The sequence below is a fragment of the Algibacter sp. genome (assembly GCF_039977455.1).
Lineage (GTDB): Bacteria > Bacteroidota > Bacteroidia > Flavobacteriales > Flavobacteriaceae > Algibacter_B.
The window spans coordinates 54,209-71,121 of record NZ_JBDWDG010000031.1 but is presented as its reverse complement, the minus strand read 5'-3'; the positions used below and the strand labels follow the sequence as shown (position 1 = coordinate 71,121).

Below are 16,913 nucleotides of genomic sequence, written 5' to 3'. Positions count from 1 at the left end.
ATAGCATTAGCAATGAAATTAGTATTATCACCAGCAAAATCTTTAAACTTTGAAAGTCCGTTACCAACGGCAAAACATACTACGCCAGAATTTTTAAAGCAGTCGGAACGTTTAAATAAATTACTTAAAACGAAATCGGCTAAAAGTTTATCTAAACTTATGAGTATTTCAGATGCTTTAGGACAATTAAATTACGAGCGTAACCAAGATTGGGAAACCCCTTTTACGCCTGAAAATGCACGACCAGCAATATATGCTTTTAATGGTGATGTGTATCGAGGTTTAGATGCTTACACCATTCCGGAGGAAAAATTGGAAACGCTTCAAAACACAGTGCGCATACTTTCTGGTTTATATGGCATATTGAAACCTACAGATTTAATGCTACCCTATCGACTAGAAATGGGAACAAAATTAAAAGTTGGTCAAAAAAAGAACCTTTACGAGTTTTGGAAAAAAGACATCACCAAGGCCTTAAACGAGGAGCTTGAAGACGATGAGTTGTTTTTAAACTTAGCTAGTAATGAGTATTTTAAAGCTATAGATACTAAAGCTTTAAAGGTGCCTGTTGTAACTGCCAATTTTAAAGATTTTAAAAATGGTAAGTTTAAGGTTATTTCATTTTTTGCTAAGGAAGCTCGTGGTGCTATGGCGCGGTATATTGTAGATACTAATGCGAAAACCATAGATGACTTAAAAGGGTTTAATTATATGGATTACGGTTTTAGCGATGAGCTATCTAAAACGAATGATTTGGTTTTTACGAGATAATGTTCTCTTAATTAGGCGGCAGTTTTTAACTTTTATAACTATAATATTTAAATGTTTTACTACTTAATAATTGCACTTCAAGTGTATTGTTTATACCACCTTTACACGAATAGGAAAGCCTTTTATTGGTGGTTCGTTATTTTGTTTTTAGGTCCTATTGGTTGCGCCATCTATTTATTAACTCAAGTTTATAATAGGGGCGATGCCGAAAAAATAACAGAGGATATTGCGCATGTAATTAATCCGTCAAAAAAAGTTAAAGATTTAGAAAAGCGATTTGAATTCTCAGATTCTTATCAAAACCGAGTGAATCTGGCCGATGCCTATATAGAAATAAATGATTTTAATAAGGCTATTGCTCAATATTTGAAAGCTTTAGAAGATACATCTCAAAACAATTTTTACGTTACAAATCAACTCATAGAAGCTTATTATAATATTGAAGACTATGAAAAGGTTGTTTTTTATGTTGAAAAAATTAAAAACCATGCCGAATTTAAAAAATCTAGAACGCAATTTTTATACGGATTAGCCTTAGAACGTTTAGGTGAAATAGAAGTGGCTGAAACCAATTTAAGAAGTATCGATATAAGGTATTCCTTTTATGAAGAACGACTCATATTAGCCAAATTTCTGCTAAAGATTAATAAAACAGAGGATGCAAAAGAAATTTTAAATGAGATTTCGACAGAATCTAGCCATATGACTAAGCAAAATCAACGTCTTTATAGAGTAACGATTCTAGAGGTTGAAAAGCTTTTAAAGGAATTGGGATAACTTACTGAAACCCATTTTACGAAATAAAAAAATGTCAATTCGATTGAATTTCACTCGTTTTTAAGAGTAAAAATTGTATCGATAATCAATTTTTAAACCTGATCTGGATACAATTCCGAAAAATCGGAATCACTCGAACTGACATTTAGTTACACAAAATAGTTCAAAACAAAAAGTACTAGTTTGAAACTACAATTTTTCTTGAGGCTTTAGCGCCATTTTCATCTTTAATATTTAACAGGTAAAGTCCATTTACTAATGATGAAATATCAACCTCTATTTTAGATTTTGAGCTACTAATAGGTTGTTCTAAAACTTTTCTACCTTGAATGCTATAAATACTTAAAGATGTAATTGTAGAATTTAAATGCTCTAATTGAATGCTATTTTTAGCAGGATTAGGATATACATTTAATTTACTTAACAGATTATCACTAACCGATAAACTTTCAGAACCATAAAATTCTATTTCTCCAATGGCATTCCATTGACTTTTACGTGTATCGCCAGTGCTATTAAATCTTCCATAACCAATTAGTTTTATATAATGAGCGTTGGCATCAACTTCATAGGTGTTAAAATCTGTAGTGCCTGTTGCAGTTAATAGTAAATCACCTGTGGTGGGTAATACCATAGTAAAATCCGTGTCTTCTGTTCCCGTTGTCGATACCCAAACTTGATATCCAAAGGCATCAGATTTGTTGGTAGTAGTAAATTGAATTAAATCAAGGTTATGAATGCTGCCTAAATCGAAAATAATATATTCTCCATCGCCTTTAAAATCACCATCCAAAATGGCGCCATCATCGGCAGCCCAAACTGTGTTGTTATCTTTATCTAAAGTATTCTTAGCGTAATTAAATTTTGTGGTTTCGTTTACTTCTTCTTTTGAAAAGGAATGTATAGTAACCTTATCGGTAGGTAAGCCTGTTCCTGTATTAATAAGGTCGTATATATCTGTTAAATTTGCCCCTTCTTGAGTAATAGTTAGTGTTCTTTCAATATCATCGCCTCCAGCAACTTGTGTAAATGTTACTGATCCAGTTCTACTGCTTGTATCTGCGTTTTCTGTTACCGAAACAGATACTGTTGCATTACCAGTTCCTGAATTGGTATTAATAGTTATCCAATCGTTGTTGGACGTTGCAGTCCAACTTACATTAGAATTTACAGTAACATTATAACTAGCTGCCTCTGGACCAAGTGGCTCTAGACTGCTAACAGTTAAAGATTCTACGACTTCAATAGTACAATCACCATCAATAATACTTGCGCCAGTATAATCTATAAAACAAGCACCAATGCCGTAGCCAACCATAGCATCTGTAGTGGGTTCATAAGCTCCCATATCTGCACCTTTTCCTTCGGATCCACTTCCTGAAAAAGTATAAATTTGGGCATCACCTTCGCCTACAGCTGTGGCCATAAGGCCTGTTTTTTCAGAGAAACCAGCGTTGGTTTCGCCTAATGTTGTGCCGTTATACACGTTTCCGGTGTACGTTAAAGTTGAGCCAATGTTAGAATAAGAGGTAGGTTCGTCACCAGAAATTACCGGTGTTAAATTGGTAGTAGGATAATCTGCTGCAAAATAAATTAAGTTATTTGCTACAGTTCCCTTTACATCATTATTGTTATCTGTATTTACGTTATAAAATAATGGGGAATTAGTGTTTACAATCGAATTATTAGAAAGTACGATGTTTTCAGTTTTTTGATACCCGTTTGATACATTATCAGTAGAACAATCTACATCTGCGTTAGCACCTCCACCAATAAATGTTATACCATTATTCCACTTAGCATTGTTGCTTACTGTAATACAATCTTGAATATAATTATTAGTGATCGAATGGTTGCTGTCAGAGATTCTAATGCCACCAGTACCTTCAACATCTTCACCTAAAAAGTAATTTCCATCAACAGTAGCGTTAGATCCATGTCTAAGCACTAAAGATCCTCTACATCTTCTAAAGGTGTTATTGGTATAGGTATTACCTTTACTTTTATTGGTTATTATTTCATTTTCACCGTCAGACTGTACAAAATAGTTGTTGCTAACTACAGCATCACTGTTGACCATTTGATAGGAACTTGTACCTATACGTATTGTTTCGCTATCACCAGCGTTAGACAGCTCATCGCCATTGGCTTTTCTTCCATATTTTTCTGTCATTTTTTCGAAATTATAGAAGTAATTATTCATAATAGTATGACCAACTACGGCGCAACTATTATTAACTTCTGGTTCACCATCTGGAACTTCAGGAAATGCGTTATAGGAATACTCTCCTAAAATAATGGCTCCAGCACTAACTTTATTCATAAATGAACAGTTTATTACCGTATTGTAAGTGCCGTATAGTACAATCCATCTGTGTTTTGTAATTTGCTCATCAGCTAAATCTTCAGCCAACTCGCTTGGTTCAATGCCTAATCCATCAATTGCACAGTTTTGTATAGTACTGTGATGCGCATAATCATTACCATTTCTAAATTCAATAAAATTACTAGCGCCATAGCCACCTTTCCAATGAAAACCATCTACAATTAGATATTCACCAGTCGCAATTTTTTCACCTGTGGTACTATCAGATTCGCCACCAATTGTTAATCGTGGTCCACCAGTAAATATAACACCACCTGGTGTTTCTGCTCTAAAAAGAACTGGATTTTCAGCGGTACCAGAGCCAAGAAATCTTATACGCTCATCAGTAGTATAAGTACCGTTTTTTAATATAATAATATCTCCGGGTTCGTATATTACATTCCTAAGATCCGTGGGATCATCAATATTATAAGTGGTTTGAGAAAATACATTATTACAGAATAATAATAAGGTGAAAATGCAAGTTTTAAAGACATGCGCTTTAAACAAGGCGTGTTTAATTTGAATAGTTTTCATTTAGTATAGTTTTATTTGTTTATTTGATTTGGTAAACCAAATTGGTTTACCAAAAATATAATAAAAAACAGAACTATAAAAAAATACCGATAAAAGGCTTATTTTTTGTTTAAACTACCAAAGAGTTTTAAAAAGTTATTTTGCTTCTGCCTTACCTCCAATACTAATTTTATTTTCAACAGATGGTTTCTTTTTTATTCGTGGTCGTCTGGCGCCAAAAGTACCTCTGTTTATTTTGCCTCGCTTTGTTTTTTTGTCTCCCTTTCCCATAATAAATTAAGTTTTTTAAATTCCCATTAAGAAGGGAATCTCATTATCTTTAACTATTTTAAGATAGTAATATTATAGCAGAAACACAAGTTAAGTAGATGTTCCTTCATAAACACCCCTATAAACCATTTATTAAAAAAGACAGCACAAAATTGATTGTTGGTACTTTACCGCCTCCAAGATTTTCAACAGGAGACCTTTTAGAAAAAGATGTCGATTTCTGCTACGGAAGTTATTACAATTCACTTTGGTTATTTATAGATAAAATTCATAATCTAGGTTTGCATTACGATAATTCGAGTGAGGCTATTGAAGAACGCAAAGTATTCTTAATAAAACATAAAATTGGCATTTGTGATATAGTTGAAAGTGCAGAACGAGGAACCATTGGTGCTTCCGATTTAGGAATGACAAATATTAAACTTCGCGATATTATTGGCTATTTAAAGCAGTACCCAAATATTGACACCATCTTGTTTATTGGTGGGAACAGTAAAAATGGACCTGAATACTTCTTTAGAAGGCATTTAAAGACTTATAATTTGAAATTAGATGTGGTTGAAAATGAAGTGCCTCGAATTCATAAATTCGTTATGCCAAGTAATGCACAGGAAGCTATTGATTCAAGACGAATTGTTAAAACTGTTTCGTTAACATCAAGTTCTGGCGCTGCAAATATTTCAATAAGTAGAATACCACTTTACAAACAACTAAAGGCTAAAAATCCCGATTTTAATACGTTTGATTTTCGAGTGATGCAGTATAGTGAGTTTTTTTGAGTGCTGAATTGAAAGTTAGCGAGAAAATTAGCTGTACCTTTGCGCCTTAATAATAAGAAGGAGGTAAAATGCATTTATGTTTTGTTATCTCAAATGCCCAATAAAGGGTCTTCATAAATACAATATATGTCATTTCAATCTTTAGGCTTATCCGAAGCCTTGCTAAAAGCAATTAGCAAAAAAGGATACACAACCCCAAGTCCAATTCAACAAAAAGCAATTCCTCCAGTTTTAGAAGGGCACGATGTACTAGCATCTGCACAAACAGGAACTGGAAAAACAGCCGGTTTTACATTACCATTGTTACATATACTTTCTGAAAATCCGAAAGAAAAATATAGACCCATTCGTGCTTTAATATTAACACCAACAAGAGAGTTGGCAGCACAGGTTTATGCTAATGTTAGAGAATATAGTGAGTTTTTAAACCTACGTAGTGCTGTAATTTTTGGTGGAGTAAACCAAAAACCTCAAGCAGCAACCATTCGTCAAGGTGTCGATGTTTTAGTTGCTACTCCCGGTCGTTTATTAGATTTACAGAGTCAAGGTATTATATCGCTAAAACGTGTAGAAATATTTGTTTTAGATGAAGCCGATAGAATGCTTGATATGGGCTTTTTAAGAGATATCGAGAAGGTCATTAAATCTATGCCAGAAAAACGTCAGAATTTGATGTTTTCAGCTACGTTTTCAAAAGATATTAAAAAATTAGCACATGGTATTTTAAACCATCCCGTGCAAGTTGAGGCTACACCAGAAAATACAACGGTGGAAGCGATTTCACAAAAAGTGTATCGTGTTGCTAAAGGTTTAAAAACAGGATTAATTATTAAGTTAATTTCCGATGGAAATTGGAAACAGGTTTTAGTGTTTACAAGGACTAAACATGGTGCTAATAAGCTTTGTGAAAAAATGATTAAATCTGGAATAACTGCTGCAGCTATTCATGGAAATAAAAGTCAAGGCGCAAGAACAAAGGCTTTGGCTGGTTTTAAAAGTGGTCGAGTACGTGTTTTAGTAGCTACAGATATTGCCGCACGTGGATTGGATATTCCATTATTACCGCATGTTATTAATTTTGAATTGCCTAATATTTCTGAAGATTACGTACACCGTATTGGAAGAACAGGGAGAGCAGGAGCAAAAGGTGAAGCTATATCCTTGGTTAGTGCCGATGAAACTAGTTTTTTAAGAGATATTGAAAAGCTTATTGATATGAAATTGCCGGTACAAATTGTAGAAGGTTTCGAGCCCGATCCTAATGCATCTACAGCACCAATAAAGCAAGGACAAGGCCGTCAAAACAGAAAACCTAGAAATAATAACAAATCTGGTGGTTCTAATAAAAACTCTGGTAGAAGCAATAAATCTAGAAGCGCTAATAGTAACAGACGTAAATAGTATACATGAACAAGATTCTTAAAGATAAAATCATAGAAGTTTGCGACAAAAAAATTGCCTCGAAAGGAGACGATGTTGGGGTATCCTTCTATGCTTTTTTTAAGAATAAAAACGATAACCCAGAATTATTAATGGAAGCTGCAACCTGGTGGATTGAAACCCATAAGTTAGACCATTTTGAAAAGGCCATTAAAATTAAAAAATTAGTTGAAAATTTATAATGGAATCGCAACCAAATAATCCGCTTCATGGAATAAAGCTAGAACAAATTATTAATGATTTAGTCGCGCATTACGGATGGGAATATATGGGAACTGTTGTAAAAATTAAATGTTTCACAGATAATCCCTCGGTAAAATCAAGTTTGAAATTTTTGCGTAGAATGCCTTGGGCAAGAACGAAGGTTGAGAATATGTATTTAAATATGCTTAAAAATAAGAGGTAATCTAATGATCTTCATTAGGTTCAAAATCGATTATTTTGGTATTAAACTCATATTAATTCATTATGAAATGAGAAATCTTCTTTAGCAACATTTCATGAGAAATTTTCTCAATTTAATTGTCGCTTAAACGTTCCGAAAACTTATGTTTAAGAATGATAGTAGAAGTTTCAGTGGGCTCAAAATCAGATAAATCCATAACTAATAAGCCATTTGTTTCTTTAGATTTCGAACTTCCAGCATCTGAAAAATCTAAACGTTCAAGAACTAAAAAATGTCATGATCACTCCAAGTGACTTATTAACTCATCTGCAGTTTTTACACTATTAATAACGATATGATATGTCATGGTATTTACTTTATTTAAGTAAATGTAGTTTAAAATGTAATTCTTTAGTGTACTAAAAATAAAAAGGCTCAAGTTATAACTTGAGCCTTTTTGCAATTTTAATTTTTAAAAACTAGTCTTGTTTTTTCTTATTCCTTCCTTTTCCTTTGCTTTTTCCCCAGTTCTCTTTTAGTTCAACTAAAGTTACTGCACCATCCTTATCGGCATCTAATTTTACATATTGTTTTTCCAATTTTTCAGCAGGAATTTCATTCTTTCTTTTTGCATTTTTGAATTCCTCTAGAGATACTGAACCATTTTCATCAGCGTCAAATTTTTTAAGTATTTTCTCAAAGTTAGGCTCCTTTTTCTCTTGAGCAGACATAGATAAAGAAAAACCAAATAAACCAAGTGCTAACACTCCTAATTTTACTGTATTTAATTTCATTTTTTTATTTTTTTTATTTGTTTAGTAATAGTACTGTCAAATTAGACTAAAAAAAATAAAAAAGGTTTAATGTGATACTTGAATTTTTTTCAAACCTTCGTAAACAGTAATGCTAACCGCATTGGCTAAGTTTAAGCTTCTTATATGTTCGCTAAATAAAGGGATTTTAAAAAGCTGTTCTTTGTGCTTTTCTATAAGTTGTTTAGGTAAGCCAACAGATTCTTTTCCAAATATTAAAAACATATCATCTTCAAAGGGAATATCCCAGTGGTTTTTGGAGCCATGACTAGAAAGAAACGCCATGGTTTTGTTTTTATTAATATTGAAAAACGCTTCAATATTATCATAATAAGTAACCGTTAAATGTTGCCAATAATCCAGTCCAGCACGTTTTAACCGGGAATCAGTAATTTCAAAACCAAAAGGTTTAACTAAATGTAAATGCGATCCGGAAGCTAATGCTAAACGGCCAATGTTTCCTGTGTTATTAGGTATTTCCGGTTCTATTAAAACGATGTTTAATGGCATTATTCTGTTTTGGTTTTAACCTTAACCTTGGTGGCAGCAGGTTTCATTATTATTCTTAAAGTACTATCGTTATTGAAATAACTAATCATCCAGTTCATGAAAATAAGAAGTTTATTCTTAATACTTAAAATTAGCATTAAGTGAATAAACATCCATGTAAACCAAGCCAATCTACCTTGAAAACTAAATTTAGGTAAATCTACCACAGCCTTACGTTTACCAATGGTTGCCATGGAGCCTTTGTCTTTATACTCAAAGTCTTTCAGGGGTTTGCCTTCGCTTAGTTTAGATAAGTTTTTAGCTAACACCTCGGCCTGTTGTAGCGCTACACCTGCAACTTGCGGATGCCCGTGCTCGTAATGTGGTGTACTCATATAGGCAATGTCGCCTAAGGCGTAAACTTGCTTTAATCCTTCAACTTGGTTATGTCGATTTACAATTAATCTGTTACCTCGTGTAATACATTGTTCAGGAAAACCTTTTATAATATTTCCGGTTACTCCGGCGGCCCAAATGACATTTTTAGAATTAATTATTTCACCAGAATTTAGAGTTACTACAGAACCATCGTAATCGCTTACAAACGTGTTTGTTTTTACATTAACACCCAATTCTTCAAGGTAAAGTTGCGACATTTTCTGTGAGCCTTGGCTCATAGGACTTAATGTATGCGGACTACCTTCAAGAAGATAAATAGTAAGTTTTGAGAAATCTTTATCCGGATAATCTTTAGGTAAAATGTTGTGTTTCATTTCGGCTAAAGCACCAGCCAATTCTACTCCCGTGGCACCTCCACCTACAATTACAAAATTCAGTAATGCCTGAAGTTTATCTGGGTTTGTGGTATTTAAAGCATCTTCAAAGGTTTGAAGAATTCTATTTCTTAGCTGTATGGCTTCAGGAATAGTTTTCATTGGGTAGGCAAACTTCTTTATACTTTTATTGCCAAAATAGTTAGTAGTACAACCTATTGAAAGGACTAAATGATCGTAATTAAAATCACCTATTGGCGTGTTTACAAATTGGTCATTAAAATTAATTTCAGAAACCTTTGTAATTCTAATACGTACATTTTTTGCTTTTTGAAAAACTTTTCTTAGCGGAAACGAAATACTTGCCGGTTCCAATCTTGCTGTTGCCACTTGATACATTAATGGCTGGAACTGGTGGTAGTTTTGTTTATCAATTAGCCACACTTCGTAATTAGGGTGGTTTATTAATTCTTGAGCAAGTCTTAATCCTGCAAATCCTGCACCAATAATTACGATTTTTTCTGGTTGTATCATTTTTATTTTAATATAGATTCAACAATGTTATTTATAATACTAACTCTTCTTTTTAAGGTGTTATTAAGTATTTCAAATTCTAGTAAAACCTTATTACGAGGATGAATTTTTAAATAGTTTTAAAGCGGTTAACCACAATAGAAATAAAAAAGGAAATCCATGCATTAGTAAATCAAACCAATCTTTAAATCCCATACCATTTGCACCTCCAAAAACCCATTTTAATTTTCCCCAAAGATGTGGCTCAGGATAAAAAGGGGCTAGGCCTAAAGTAAGACAAAGTAGTATAGCTATTCTAAGATCCTTAATTGGTTTCAAAAAGGTTTAATTTAAAATTGAATTTACAAATTTATCTATGCTGTTAACGCCATTAGTTGTAACATGTTTTACAAAAGCACTACCAATAATAGCTCCTTTAGCAAATTGTGTTGCTTGGGTAAAGGTTTCATTATTACTAATCCCGAAGCCAATAACCTGCGGGTTTTTCAGGTTCATTTTGCCAATACGCTCAAAGTATTCTGTTTGTTCATTTCCAAAACCAGATTGCGCTCCGGTAGTACTCGCGCTGCTCACCATATAAATAAATCCGTTAGATATGGAATCTATATATTGAATGCGCTCAACACTAGTTTGTGGTGTTATTAAAAACACATTTATAAGTCCGTATTTCTCGAAAATAGCCTGATATTCTTCATGGTAAACATCAACAGGTAAATCTGGAATAATTAGGCCGTCAATCCCAATCTCTTGGCACTTTTTGCAAAACGCCTCAACACCATATTGAAACATAGGGTTAAAATATCCCATAATAATTAAGGGAATATTTACTGTTTTCCTAATGTCTTGTAATTGCTTAAACAGCACTTCTGTGGTCATACCATTTTTTAAAGCTGCAGTTGAGCTTGCTTGAATGGTTGGTCCATCGGCTAATGGATCACTAAACGGTAATCCAATTTCAATCATATCAACCCCATTTTTTTCTAAATTCTGAATAATGGTAGTGGTATCATCAATGTTTGGGTAACCAGCTGTAAAATATATAGACAATAATTTTTTGTCTTCCTTTAATTTTGATTGAATGCGATTCATTATCATTTTTTTATTTTGGCGTTACCACAAGGGTCGGGCTTTTACTACTCGCTCCCTTCTAAAATGTCGGGGAGCTCAAACATGCCGTTCAATCCCTAACGCATTAGCAACGTTTTCAATTTATATTTTAAAATATTCAATATAATTATTCAAATCTTTATCACCACGACCAGATAAACTAACCACCACAACATCGTCAGGTTTAAAGGTTCTCTGTTCGAAAATGGCTAAAGCATGCGAACTTTCAATAGCAGGAATGATACCTTCTAGTTTACAAAGTTCTAAACCAGCATTCATAGCATCATCATCGGTAATTGCCATAAATTCTGCGCGTCCTGTTTTAGCTAAATGTGCATGCATTGGGCCAACACCAGGATAATCTAATCCCGCCGAAATAGAATATGGTTCTGTAATTTGGCCGTCTTTAGTTTGCATCAACAAGGTTTTACAACCGTGAATTATACCTTCTTTACCTAAAACCGATGTTGCGGCACTTTCACCAGAATCTACACCTAAGCCAGCAGCTTCAACGGCAATAATACCAACTTCTGGTTCATGTAAATAATGATAATAGGTGCCTGCGGCATTACTACCACCACCAATACAGGCCACTAAATAATCTGGATTTTCATTTCCCGTTTGTTCTTTTAATTGCCATTTAATTTCCTCCGAAATTACCGCTTGAAATCTTGTTACCATATCTGGATACGGGTGTGGTCCAATAGCCGAACCAATAATATAATGCGTATCCACAGGGTTGTTAATCCAATCGCGAATAGCCTCGTTCGTAGCATCTTTTAACGTACGGCTTCCAGATAATGCTGGCACTACTTTAGCACCTAACATTTTCATTCGGGCAACATTTGGTGCTTGTCTTGCTATGTCAATTTCACCCATATAAACAATACATTCTAGTCCCATTAAAGCACAAACAGTAGCGGTGGCAACACCATGTTGTCCTGCTCCAGTTTCGGCAATAATACGGTGTTTTCCTAGGCGTTTGGCCATTAAAATTTGACCAATAGTATTATTGATTTTATGAGCACCAGTATGGTTTAAGTCCTCGCGCTTTAAATATATTTTTGTGTTATATTTTTCTGAAAGACGTTTGGCATAATAGAGAGGGGAAGGGCGACCTACATAATCTTTTAAAAGTTGATCGAACTCCTTTTTAAAATCGGGTTCTGCCATGACTTTTAAATAGTTTTGGCGCAGCTCTTCTACATTTGGGTAAAGCATTTCTGGTATAAATGCACCTCCAAAGTCACCATAATAGCCTTTTTCGTTTACGTTATAATTCATAACATGTTCTTTTTTATAAACTAATACCTCGCTGAGGTTCTTTTTAAATTCTTTTAAAGTTGAACTGTTTTTTAATCCTGGTTCAATTTCAAATTTGCTGTTTACATCTAAAGCATAACAGTATTTTGATGCCTTGCTGTTTGCGAATTGTTTAATGTCTTCAACTTCATTATTACCTAAACCACCACTTAAAAAAAAGGGTTTTGTTGATGGGTAATTCTTTAGTAAATTCCAATCAAAGGTATATCCGTTTCCTCCTGGTAATTTACCTTTTGTATCAAACAAAAAGAAATCGCAAACGGCTTCATAAGGTTTAAGCCTTTCAAAGTTAAATTCGTCTTTTACAGAAAATACTTTTATAATTTCAACTTTTTCAGATTTAAGTGCTTTGCAATACTCAGGAGATTCTTTTCCGTGTAATTGAACAGCTTGCAGATCGTATGTGTTTATTTTCTCAATTACAAAATCCATAGCTGCATTAACAAAAACGCCAGTTTTTTTAATTGATTTTTGTAATTTAGGAATGCTACTAGCATCAAAGTTACGTGCCGATTTTTCATAAAATATAAACCCAAGATAATTTGGTTGCAATGCTGCAATCTCATTGATATTATCTTGATATTTCATGCCGCAAATCTTTAATTTCATTGTTCTAAAGATTTTATGAATTCGGTTGCACTTGCTCCAGGGTTATCTGTTTTCATGAAGTTTTCTCCTATTAAAAAGCCTTGGTAACCATAATGTTGTAATTCTTTTATAGCTTCAATATTACTAATGCCACTTTCAGATACTTTTACAAATTCATTTGGAATCAGGCTGCTTAAACTTTTGCTTGTATTTAGGCTAACATCGAACGTTTTTAAGTTTCTGTTATTAACACCTAGCATATCTAAACTTGGCATTACAGATTTATGTAATTCTTCCTCATTATGCACTTCTAAAAGCACATCTAAATGCAAGCTTTTAGCAAACTCAGAGAATTGTTTTATTTCGTTTCTAGATAGAATAGCTGCAATAAGTAGAATGACATCTGCGCCATAAGCTTTAGCTTCTAGCATTTGATATTCATCCATTATAAATTCTTTTCTTAGCAAAGGTAAGTTGCAACTTGCTCTTGCTGTTAGTAAATCGTCTAACGAACCACCAAAGTATTTCCCGTCGGTTAAAACAGACATGCCACAAACCCCTGCATCTTGATAACCTTTGGCTACATCTTGAACATTTAATCCGTTATTAATAACAGATTTTGATGGCGAACGTCGTTTATGTTCTGCTATGATTCCAGATTTACTGTTTCGTAAGTTAGTTGCAAGCGAAACGGTTTGCCTTTCAAATAAAACAGATTGTTCTAATTGCGAAGTTGGAATAAGGCTTTTACGAAGCTCAACTTCTTTGCGTTTATCTAGTGTTATTTTATCTAAAATATTCATGTTCTAGTCTTCAGTCTTTAGTTTTCAGTTATTAGTTTTCATTGCGTAAACTGCTGACTTTTTTTATCTACTTAACTCAATCAATTTATCCAAACTCGTTTTTGCTTTGCCTGAGAACAGAGATTCTTTTGCAATTTCAAAACCTTCCTGATGTGAAATTTGTTTTGAAGTAGCAATAGCTAACCCTGCATTGGCACAAACGACGTTGTTTTGCGCTTCTGTTCCTTTTCCGCTAATAATATCAACAAAAATGTTTGCAGCTTCTTTTATGGTATCACCCCCAAAAATAGCTTCTTGTTTAATTTTAGAAATCCCTAAATCTTCAGGTGAAAAAAGCTTTTCGGTATGATTCGAAATAATTTTAGCTTTTCCTGTTAATGAAATTTCATCGTAGCCATCTAAGGCATAAACAATATTATAGTTGCTGTTTGTGTTTTGATATAAAAAACTATATAGCCTTAAAACCTCCAGGTTAAAAACACCTAGTACATGGTTTTTAGGAAACGATGGATTAACCAAAGGACCTAAAATATTGAAAAATGTTTTTACACCTAATTCTCTTCGTATTGGTGCTACATTTTTCATAGCCGGATGAAATAATGGTGCATGTAATATGCATATTCCTGCTTGGTCTAAGCATCGCTTTAAGAAATCTTCATTATTGGAGAATTTTACACCTAAATGTTCCATAACATTGGATGATCCCGATGTTGATGATACACCATAATTACCATGTTTAGATACATGGACGCCGGCACCTGCAGTTATAAAAGAGGATAGTGTAGAGATGTTAAAAGTGTTTTTGCCATCGCCACCGGTACCTACAATATCTACAGCGTTAAAGTCTGTAAGGTTTATAGGTAAACACAATTCTAGAAGCGCATCTCTAAAACCTCTTAACTCCTCTATAGTAATACTTCGCATCATGAAAACCGATAAAAAGCATGTAATTTGGCTAGGGTTATACATATCGTTGGATATGTTAACTATAACCTGTTTAGCTTCTTCGCTTGAAATGGTTTCGTGATTTATTAATCTTTTTAGTATATCTTTCATTATTACTATTGACTAATTATTTACCCAGTTTTCTAATATCTTTTTGCCATCTGGTGTTAAAACAGATTCTGGGTGGTATTGCACACCTCTTACATCAAAAACTTTATGTCTTAAAGACATAATTTGTCCGTTTGCATCAAATGAAGTGGCCTCTAAACTTTCTGGTAATTCTGGATTTACAACCCAAGAATGATAACGACCTACTTCGATGTTTTTTTCTAAATCTTTAAAGATATATTCGTCATCAACACTAATGTTAACCTGTGTTGCAACACCATGGTACACATCGTCTAGATTGATTATTGAACCACCAAAAACTTCGCCAATGGCTTGCTGACCTAAACATACACCTAAAATACTTTTTGTTGGTGCATATTTTTCAATAATAGCTTTTAGTAAACCGGCTTCGTCTGGAATTCCAGGACCTGGCGACAACACAATTTTATTGAAAGCTTCAACATCTTCTAAAGCTAATTTGTCGTTTCTTACTACGGTTACATCACAGTTTAAATCTTCTAAATAATGTACAAGATTGTATGTGAAACTGTCGTAATTGTCTATAACTAATACTTTTTTCATTTTAAATATCTTCTGCTAATTTAATAGCTTTAGTTAATGCTCCTAATTTATTATAAACTTCTTGAAGCTCATTTTCTTGGTTTGATTTTGAAACCAAACCTGCGCCAGCTTGCCAGTTTAATTTATAGTCTTTACTTAAAAAGGTACGAATCATTATGGCGTGGTTAAAATTACCATCAAAATCCATAAAACCAATAGCACCACCGTAGTAGCCTCGGCTTGTTTTTTCGTAATCTTCAATAAGTTGCATCGCTCTATGTTTTGGCGCGCCACTTAAGGTTCCTGCTGGAAAGGTATCGGCAACAACTTGCATGGTTGATGTTTCCTTGTGTTTTTGCCCTGTTACTTTACTTACTAGATGGATTACGTGAGAGAAAAACTGAACTTCGCGATAAGTAACCACCTTTACACCACTGCCATGGCGACTTAAATCATTTCTTGCTAAGTCGACTAACATAACATGTTCTGCGTTTTCTTTGTCGTCGTTTTTTAGTTTTTCTGCTAAAATTTCATCTTTATGCTCATCTCCAGTACGTTTAAACGTTCCTGCAATAGGGTGGATTTCTGCTAAACCGTCATCGACAATAAGTTGTGCTTCAGGAGAACTACCGAAAATTTTAAAATCGCCGTAATCAAAATAAAACAGGTAAGGCGATGGGTTTATGCTTCGTAATGCACGGTAAATATTAAAATCATCGCCTGTAAATTCTTGAGAAAAACGTCTTGACAATACCAACTGAAAAACATCACCACGTTGACAATGCTTTCTAGCTATTTCAACTTGATTTCTAAATTCATCGTCGGTTAAATTAGATTTTATATCGCCTTTTACATTAAAATCATAGGATGCAAAGTTTTGAATGTTGATGAGTTTGTCTATTTCATCAATATTATTTTCATTGTCTTCATAACAATGTGCAAAAATATAGGCTTCGTTTTTAAAGTGGTTTATAGCTATGATGTTTTTGTAAACCGCATAATACATATCTGGAATGACTACCGAATCATCTTTTTTGCTGATTTGAACATCTTCAAAATAGCGAACAGCATCGTAAGCTGTGTAGCCAAAAATGCCGTTGTTGATGAATTTGAAATCTTCATCGGTTTTTGTGTTGAACTTTTTAGTGAATTTATGGATTTCATCTGCAACATTAACATCATTAGTGATTTCTAAAGAGGTAGTACTTCCATCAGGAAATGTTTCTGATATCACTTCGTTTTCTACCTTAATGGTTGCAATAGGATTAAAACAAATGTATGAGAAGTTTTTATGACTTCTATGATAATCGCCACTTTCTAATAAAATGCTATTCGGGTATTTATCGCGTATTTTATAATATACCGTTACAGGTGTAATGGTATCTGTTAAAATGCGTTTGTGATGGGTATAAAGACTGAATTTTTTCATTTGTTTTTATATAAAAAAAGGCCTGTCGTGAATGACAAGCCTTTTGAATATTTTAAGTTTTAAATATACTAGGGATTTACTTCACGAAGATTAGTTTCGAAAGCACCACCACCAAGT

General features: G+C 33.6%; 18 protein-coding genes and 1 pseudogene. 6 read left to right on the top strand and 13 right to left on the bottom strand.

The window, feature by feature from the left end:
- The first annotated feature begins 12 nt into the window (after nt 1–12).
- Both yaaA and ABJM36_RS15130 read left to right on the top strand, forming a co-directional pair.
- Nucleotides 13–771 carry a peroxide stress protein YaaA gene (yaaA, locus tag ABJM36_RS15135; protein ID WP_348452330.1) on the top strand — a complete coding sequence of 253 codons (759 nt, stop codon included), beginning with the start codon at nt 13–15 and terminating at the stop codon, nt 769–771.
- Nucleotides 772–822: 51 nt separating this feature from the next.
- Nucleotides 823–1,548 (top strand): hypothetical protein, encoded by a 726-nt coding sequence (locus tag ABJM36_RS15130; protein ID WP_348452329.1) that lies wholly within the window; start codon nt 823–825, stop codon nt 1,546–1,548.
- 178 nt (nt 1,549–1,726) lie between these two features.
- Here the strand turns inward: ABJM36_RS15130 and ABJM36_RS15125 are convergent, their stop codons facing one another.
- Together ABJM36_RS15125 and ABJM36_RS15120 are read right to left on the bottom strand one after the other, a co-directional pair.
- Nucleotides 1,727–4,450 carry a chondroitinase-B domain-containing protein gene (locus ABJM36_RS15125; RefSeq protein WP_348452328.1) on the bottom strand — a complete coding sequence of 908 codons (2,724 nt, stop codon included), beginning with the start codon at nt 4,448–4,450 and terminating at the stop codon, nt 1,727–1,729.
- Between the two features lie 135 nt (nt 4,451–4,585).
- Entirely contained in the window at nt 4,586–4,720 is a 135-nt protein-coding gene (locus tag ABJM36_RS15120; protein ID WP_348452327.1) for a 30S ribosomal protein THX, read from the bottom strand.
- Nucleotides 4,721–4,818: 98 nt separating this feature from the next.
- Between ABJM36_RS15120 and ABJM36_RS15115 the strand changes: the two genes are divergently transcribed.
- The 4 genes from ABJM36_RS15115 to ABJM36_RS15100 all read left to right on the top strand — a co-directional run bounded on the left by ABJM36_RS15115 (nt 4,819) and on the right by ABJM36_RS15100 (nt 7,345).
- Nucleotides 4,819–5,499: a uracil-DNA glycosylase family protein gene (locus tag ABJM36_RS15115; RefSeq protein ID WP_348452326.1), complete on the top strand. Its 681-nt coding sequence runs from the start codon at nt 4,819–4,821 to the stop codon at nt 5,497–5,499.
- 126 nt (nt 5,500–5,625) lie between these two features.
- Nucleotides 5,626–6,900: a DEAD/DEAH box helicase gene (locus ABJM36_RS15110; protein WP_348452325.1), complete on the top strand. Its 1,275-nt coding sequence runs from the start codon at nt 5,626–5,628 to the stop codon at nt 6,898–6,900.
- 5 nt (nt 6,901–6,905) lie between these two features.
- Nucleotides 6,906–7,121 carry a DUF6500 family protein gene (locus tag ABJM36_RS15105; protein WP_348452324.1) on the top strand — a complete coding sequence of 72 codons (216 nt, stop codon included), beginning with the start codon at nt 6,906–6,908 and terminating at the stop codon, nt 7,119–7,121.
- Nucleotides 7,121–7,345, top strand: a complete 225-nt coding sequence (locus ABJM36_RS15100) for a VF530 family protein (RefSeq protein ID WP_348452323.1) — start codon at nt 7,121–7,123, stop codon at nt 7,343–7,345. The genes ABJM36_RS15105 and ABJM36_RS15100 overlap by 1 nt, the downstream gene beginning before the upstream one ends.
- Nucleotides 7,346–7,803: 458 nt before the next feature.
- Here the strand turns inward: ABJM36_RS15100 and ABJM36_RS15095 are convergent, their stop codons facing one another.
- The 11 genes and pseudogenes from ABJM36_RS15095 to ABJM36_RS15045 form a co-directional block, all read right to left on the bottom strand.
- Nucleotides 7,804–8,118 (bottom strand): hypothetical protein, encoded by a 315-nt coding sequence (locus ABJM36_RS15095; protein ID WP_348452322.1) that lies wholly within the window; start codon nt 8,116–8,118, stop codon nt 7,804–7,806.
- Between the two features lie 66 nt (nt 8,119–8,184).
- Nucleotides 8,185–8,646 (bottom strand): tRNA (cytidine(34)-2'-O)-methyltransferase, encoded by a 462-nt coding sequence (locus ABJM36_RS15090; RefSeq protein WP_348452321.1) that lies wholly within the window; start codon nt 8,644–8,646, stop codon nt 8,185–8,187.
- Nucleotides 8,646–9,932, bottom strand: a complete 1,287-nt coding sequence (locus ABJM36_RS15085; protein ID WP_348452320.1) for an NAD(P)/FAD-dependent oxidoreductase — start codon at nt 9,930–9,932, stop codon at nt 8,646–8,648. The genes ABJM36_RS15090 and ABJM36_RS15085 overlap by 1 nt, the downstream gene beginning before the upstream one ends.
- Before the next feature lie 93 nt (nt 9,933–10,025).
- Entirely contained in the window at nt 10,026–10,250 is a 225-nt protein-coding gene (locus tag ABJM36_RS15080) for a hypothetical protein (RefSeq protein ID WP_348452319.1), read from the bottom strand.
- Nucleotides 10,251–10,256: 6 nt separating this feature from the next.
- On the bottom strand, nt 10,257–11,021 hold the full coding sequence (gene trpA / locus ABJM36_RS15075; protein ID WP_348452318.1) for a tryptophan synthase subunit alpha: 765 nt from the start codon (nt 11,019–11,021) through the stop codon (nt 10,257–10,259).
- A gap of 120 nt (nt 11,022–11,141) precedes the next feature.
- Nucleotides 11,142–12,323: a tryptophan synthase subunit beta gene (gene trpB, locus ABJM36_RS15070; RefSeq protein ID WP_348452520.1), complete on the bottom strand. Its 1,182-nt coding sequence runs from the start codon at nt 12,321–12,323 to the stop codon at nt 11,142–11,144.
- A 51-nt stretch (nt 12,324–12,374) separates the two neighbouring features.
- Nucleotides 12,375–12,950: pseudogene (locus tag ABJM36_RS15065) on the bottom strand (phosphoribosylanthranilate isomerase); the annotation flags it as partial.
- Between the two features lie 17 nt (nt 12,951–12,967).
- Nucleotides 12,968–13,753 (bottom strand): indole-3-glycerol phosphate synthase TrpC, encoded by a 786-nt coding sequence (gene trpC, locus ABJM36_RS15060; protein WP_348452317.1) that lies wholly within the window; start codon nt 13,751–13,753, stop codon nt 12,968–12,970.
- Nucleotides 13,754–13,816: 63 nt separating this feature from the next.
- A complete protein-coding gene (trpD, locus tag ABJM36_RS15055; RefSeq protein WP_348452316.1) occupies nt 13,817–14,809 on the bottom strand; it encodes an anthranilate phosphoribosyltransferase in 993 nt (330 codons plus the stop codon).
- 12 nt (nt 14,810–14,821) lie between these two features.
- On the bottom strand, nt 14,822–15,388 hold the full coding sequence (locus ABJM36_RS15050) for an aminodeoxychorismate/anthranilate synthase component II (RefSeq protein ID WP_348452315.1): 567 nt from the start codon (nt 15,386–15,388) through the stop codon (nt 14,822–14,824).
- Between the two features lies 1 nt (nt 15,389).
- Nucleotides 15,390–16,796: an anthranilate synthase component I family protein gene (locus ABJM36_RS15045; RefSeq protein WP_348452314.1), complete on the bottom strand. Its 1,407-nt coding sequence runs from the start codon at nt 16,794–16,796 to the stop codon at nt 15,390–15,392.
- Between the last annotated feature and the right edge of the window lie 117 nt (nt 16,797–16,913).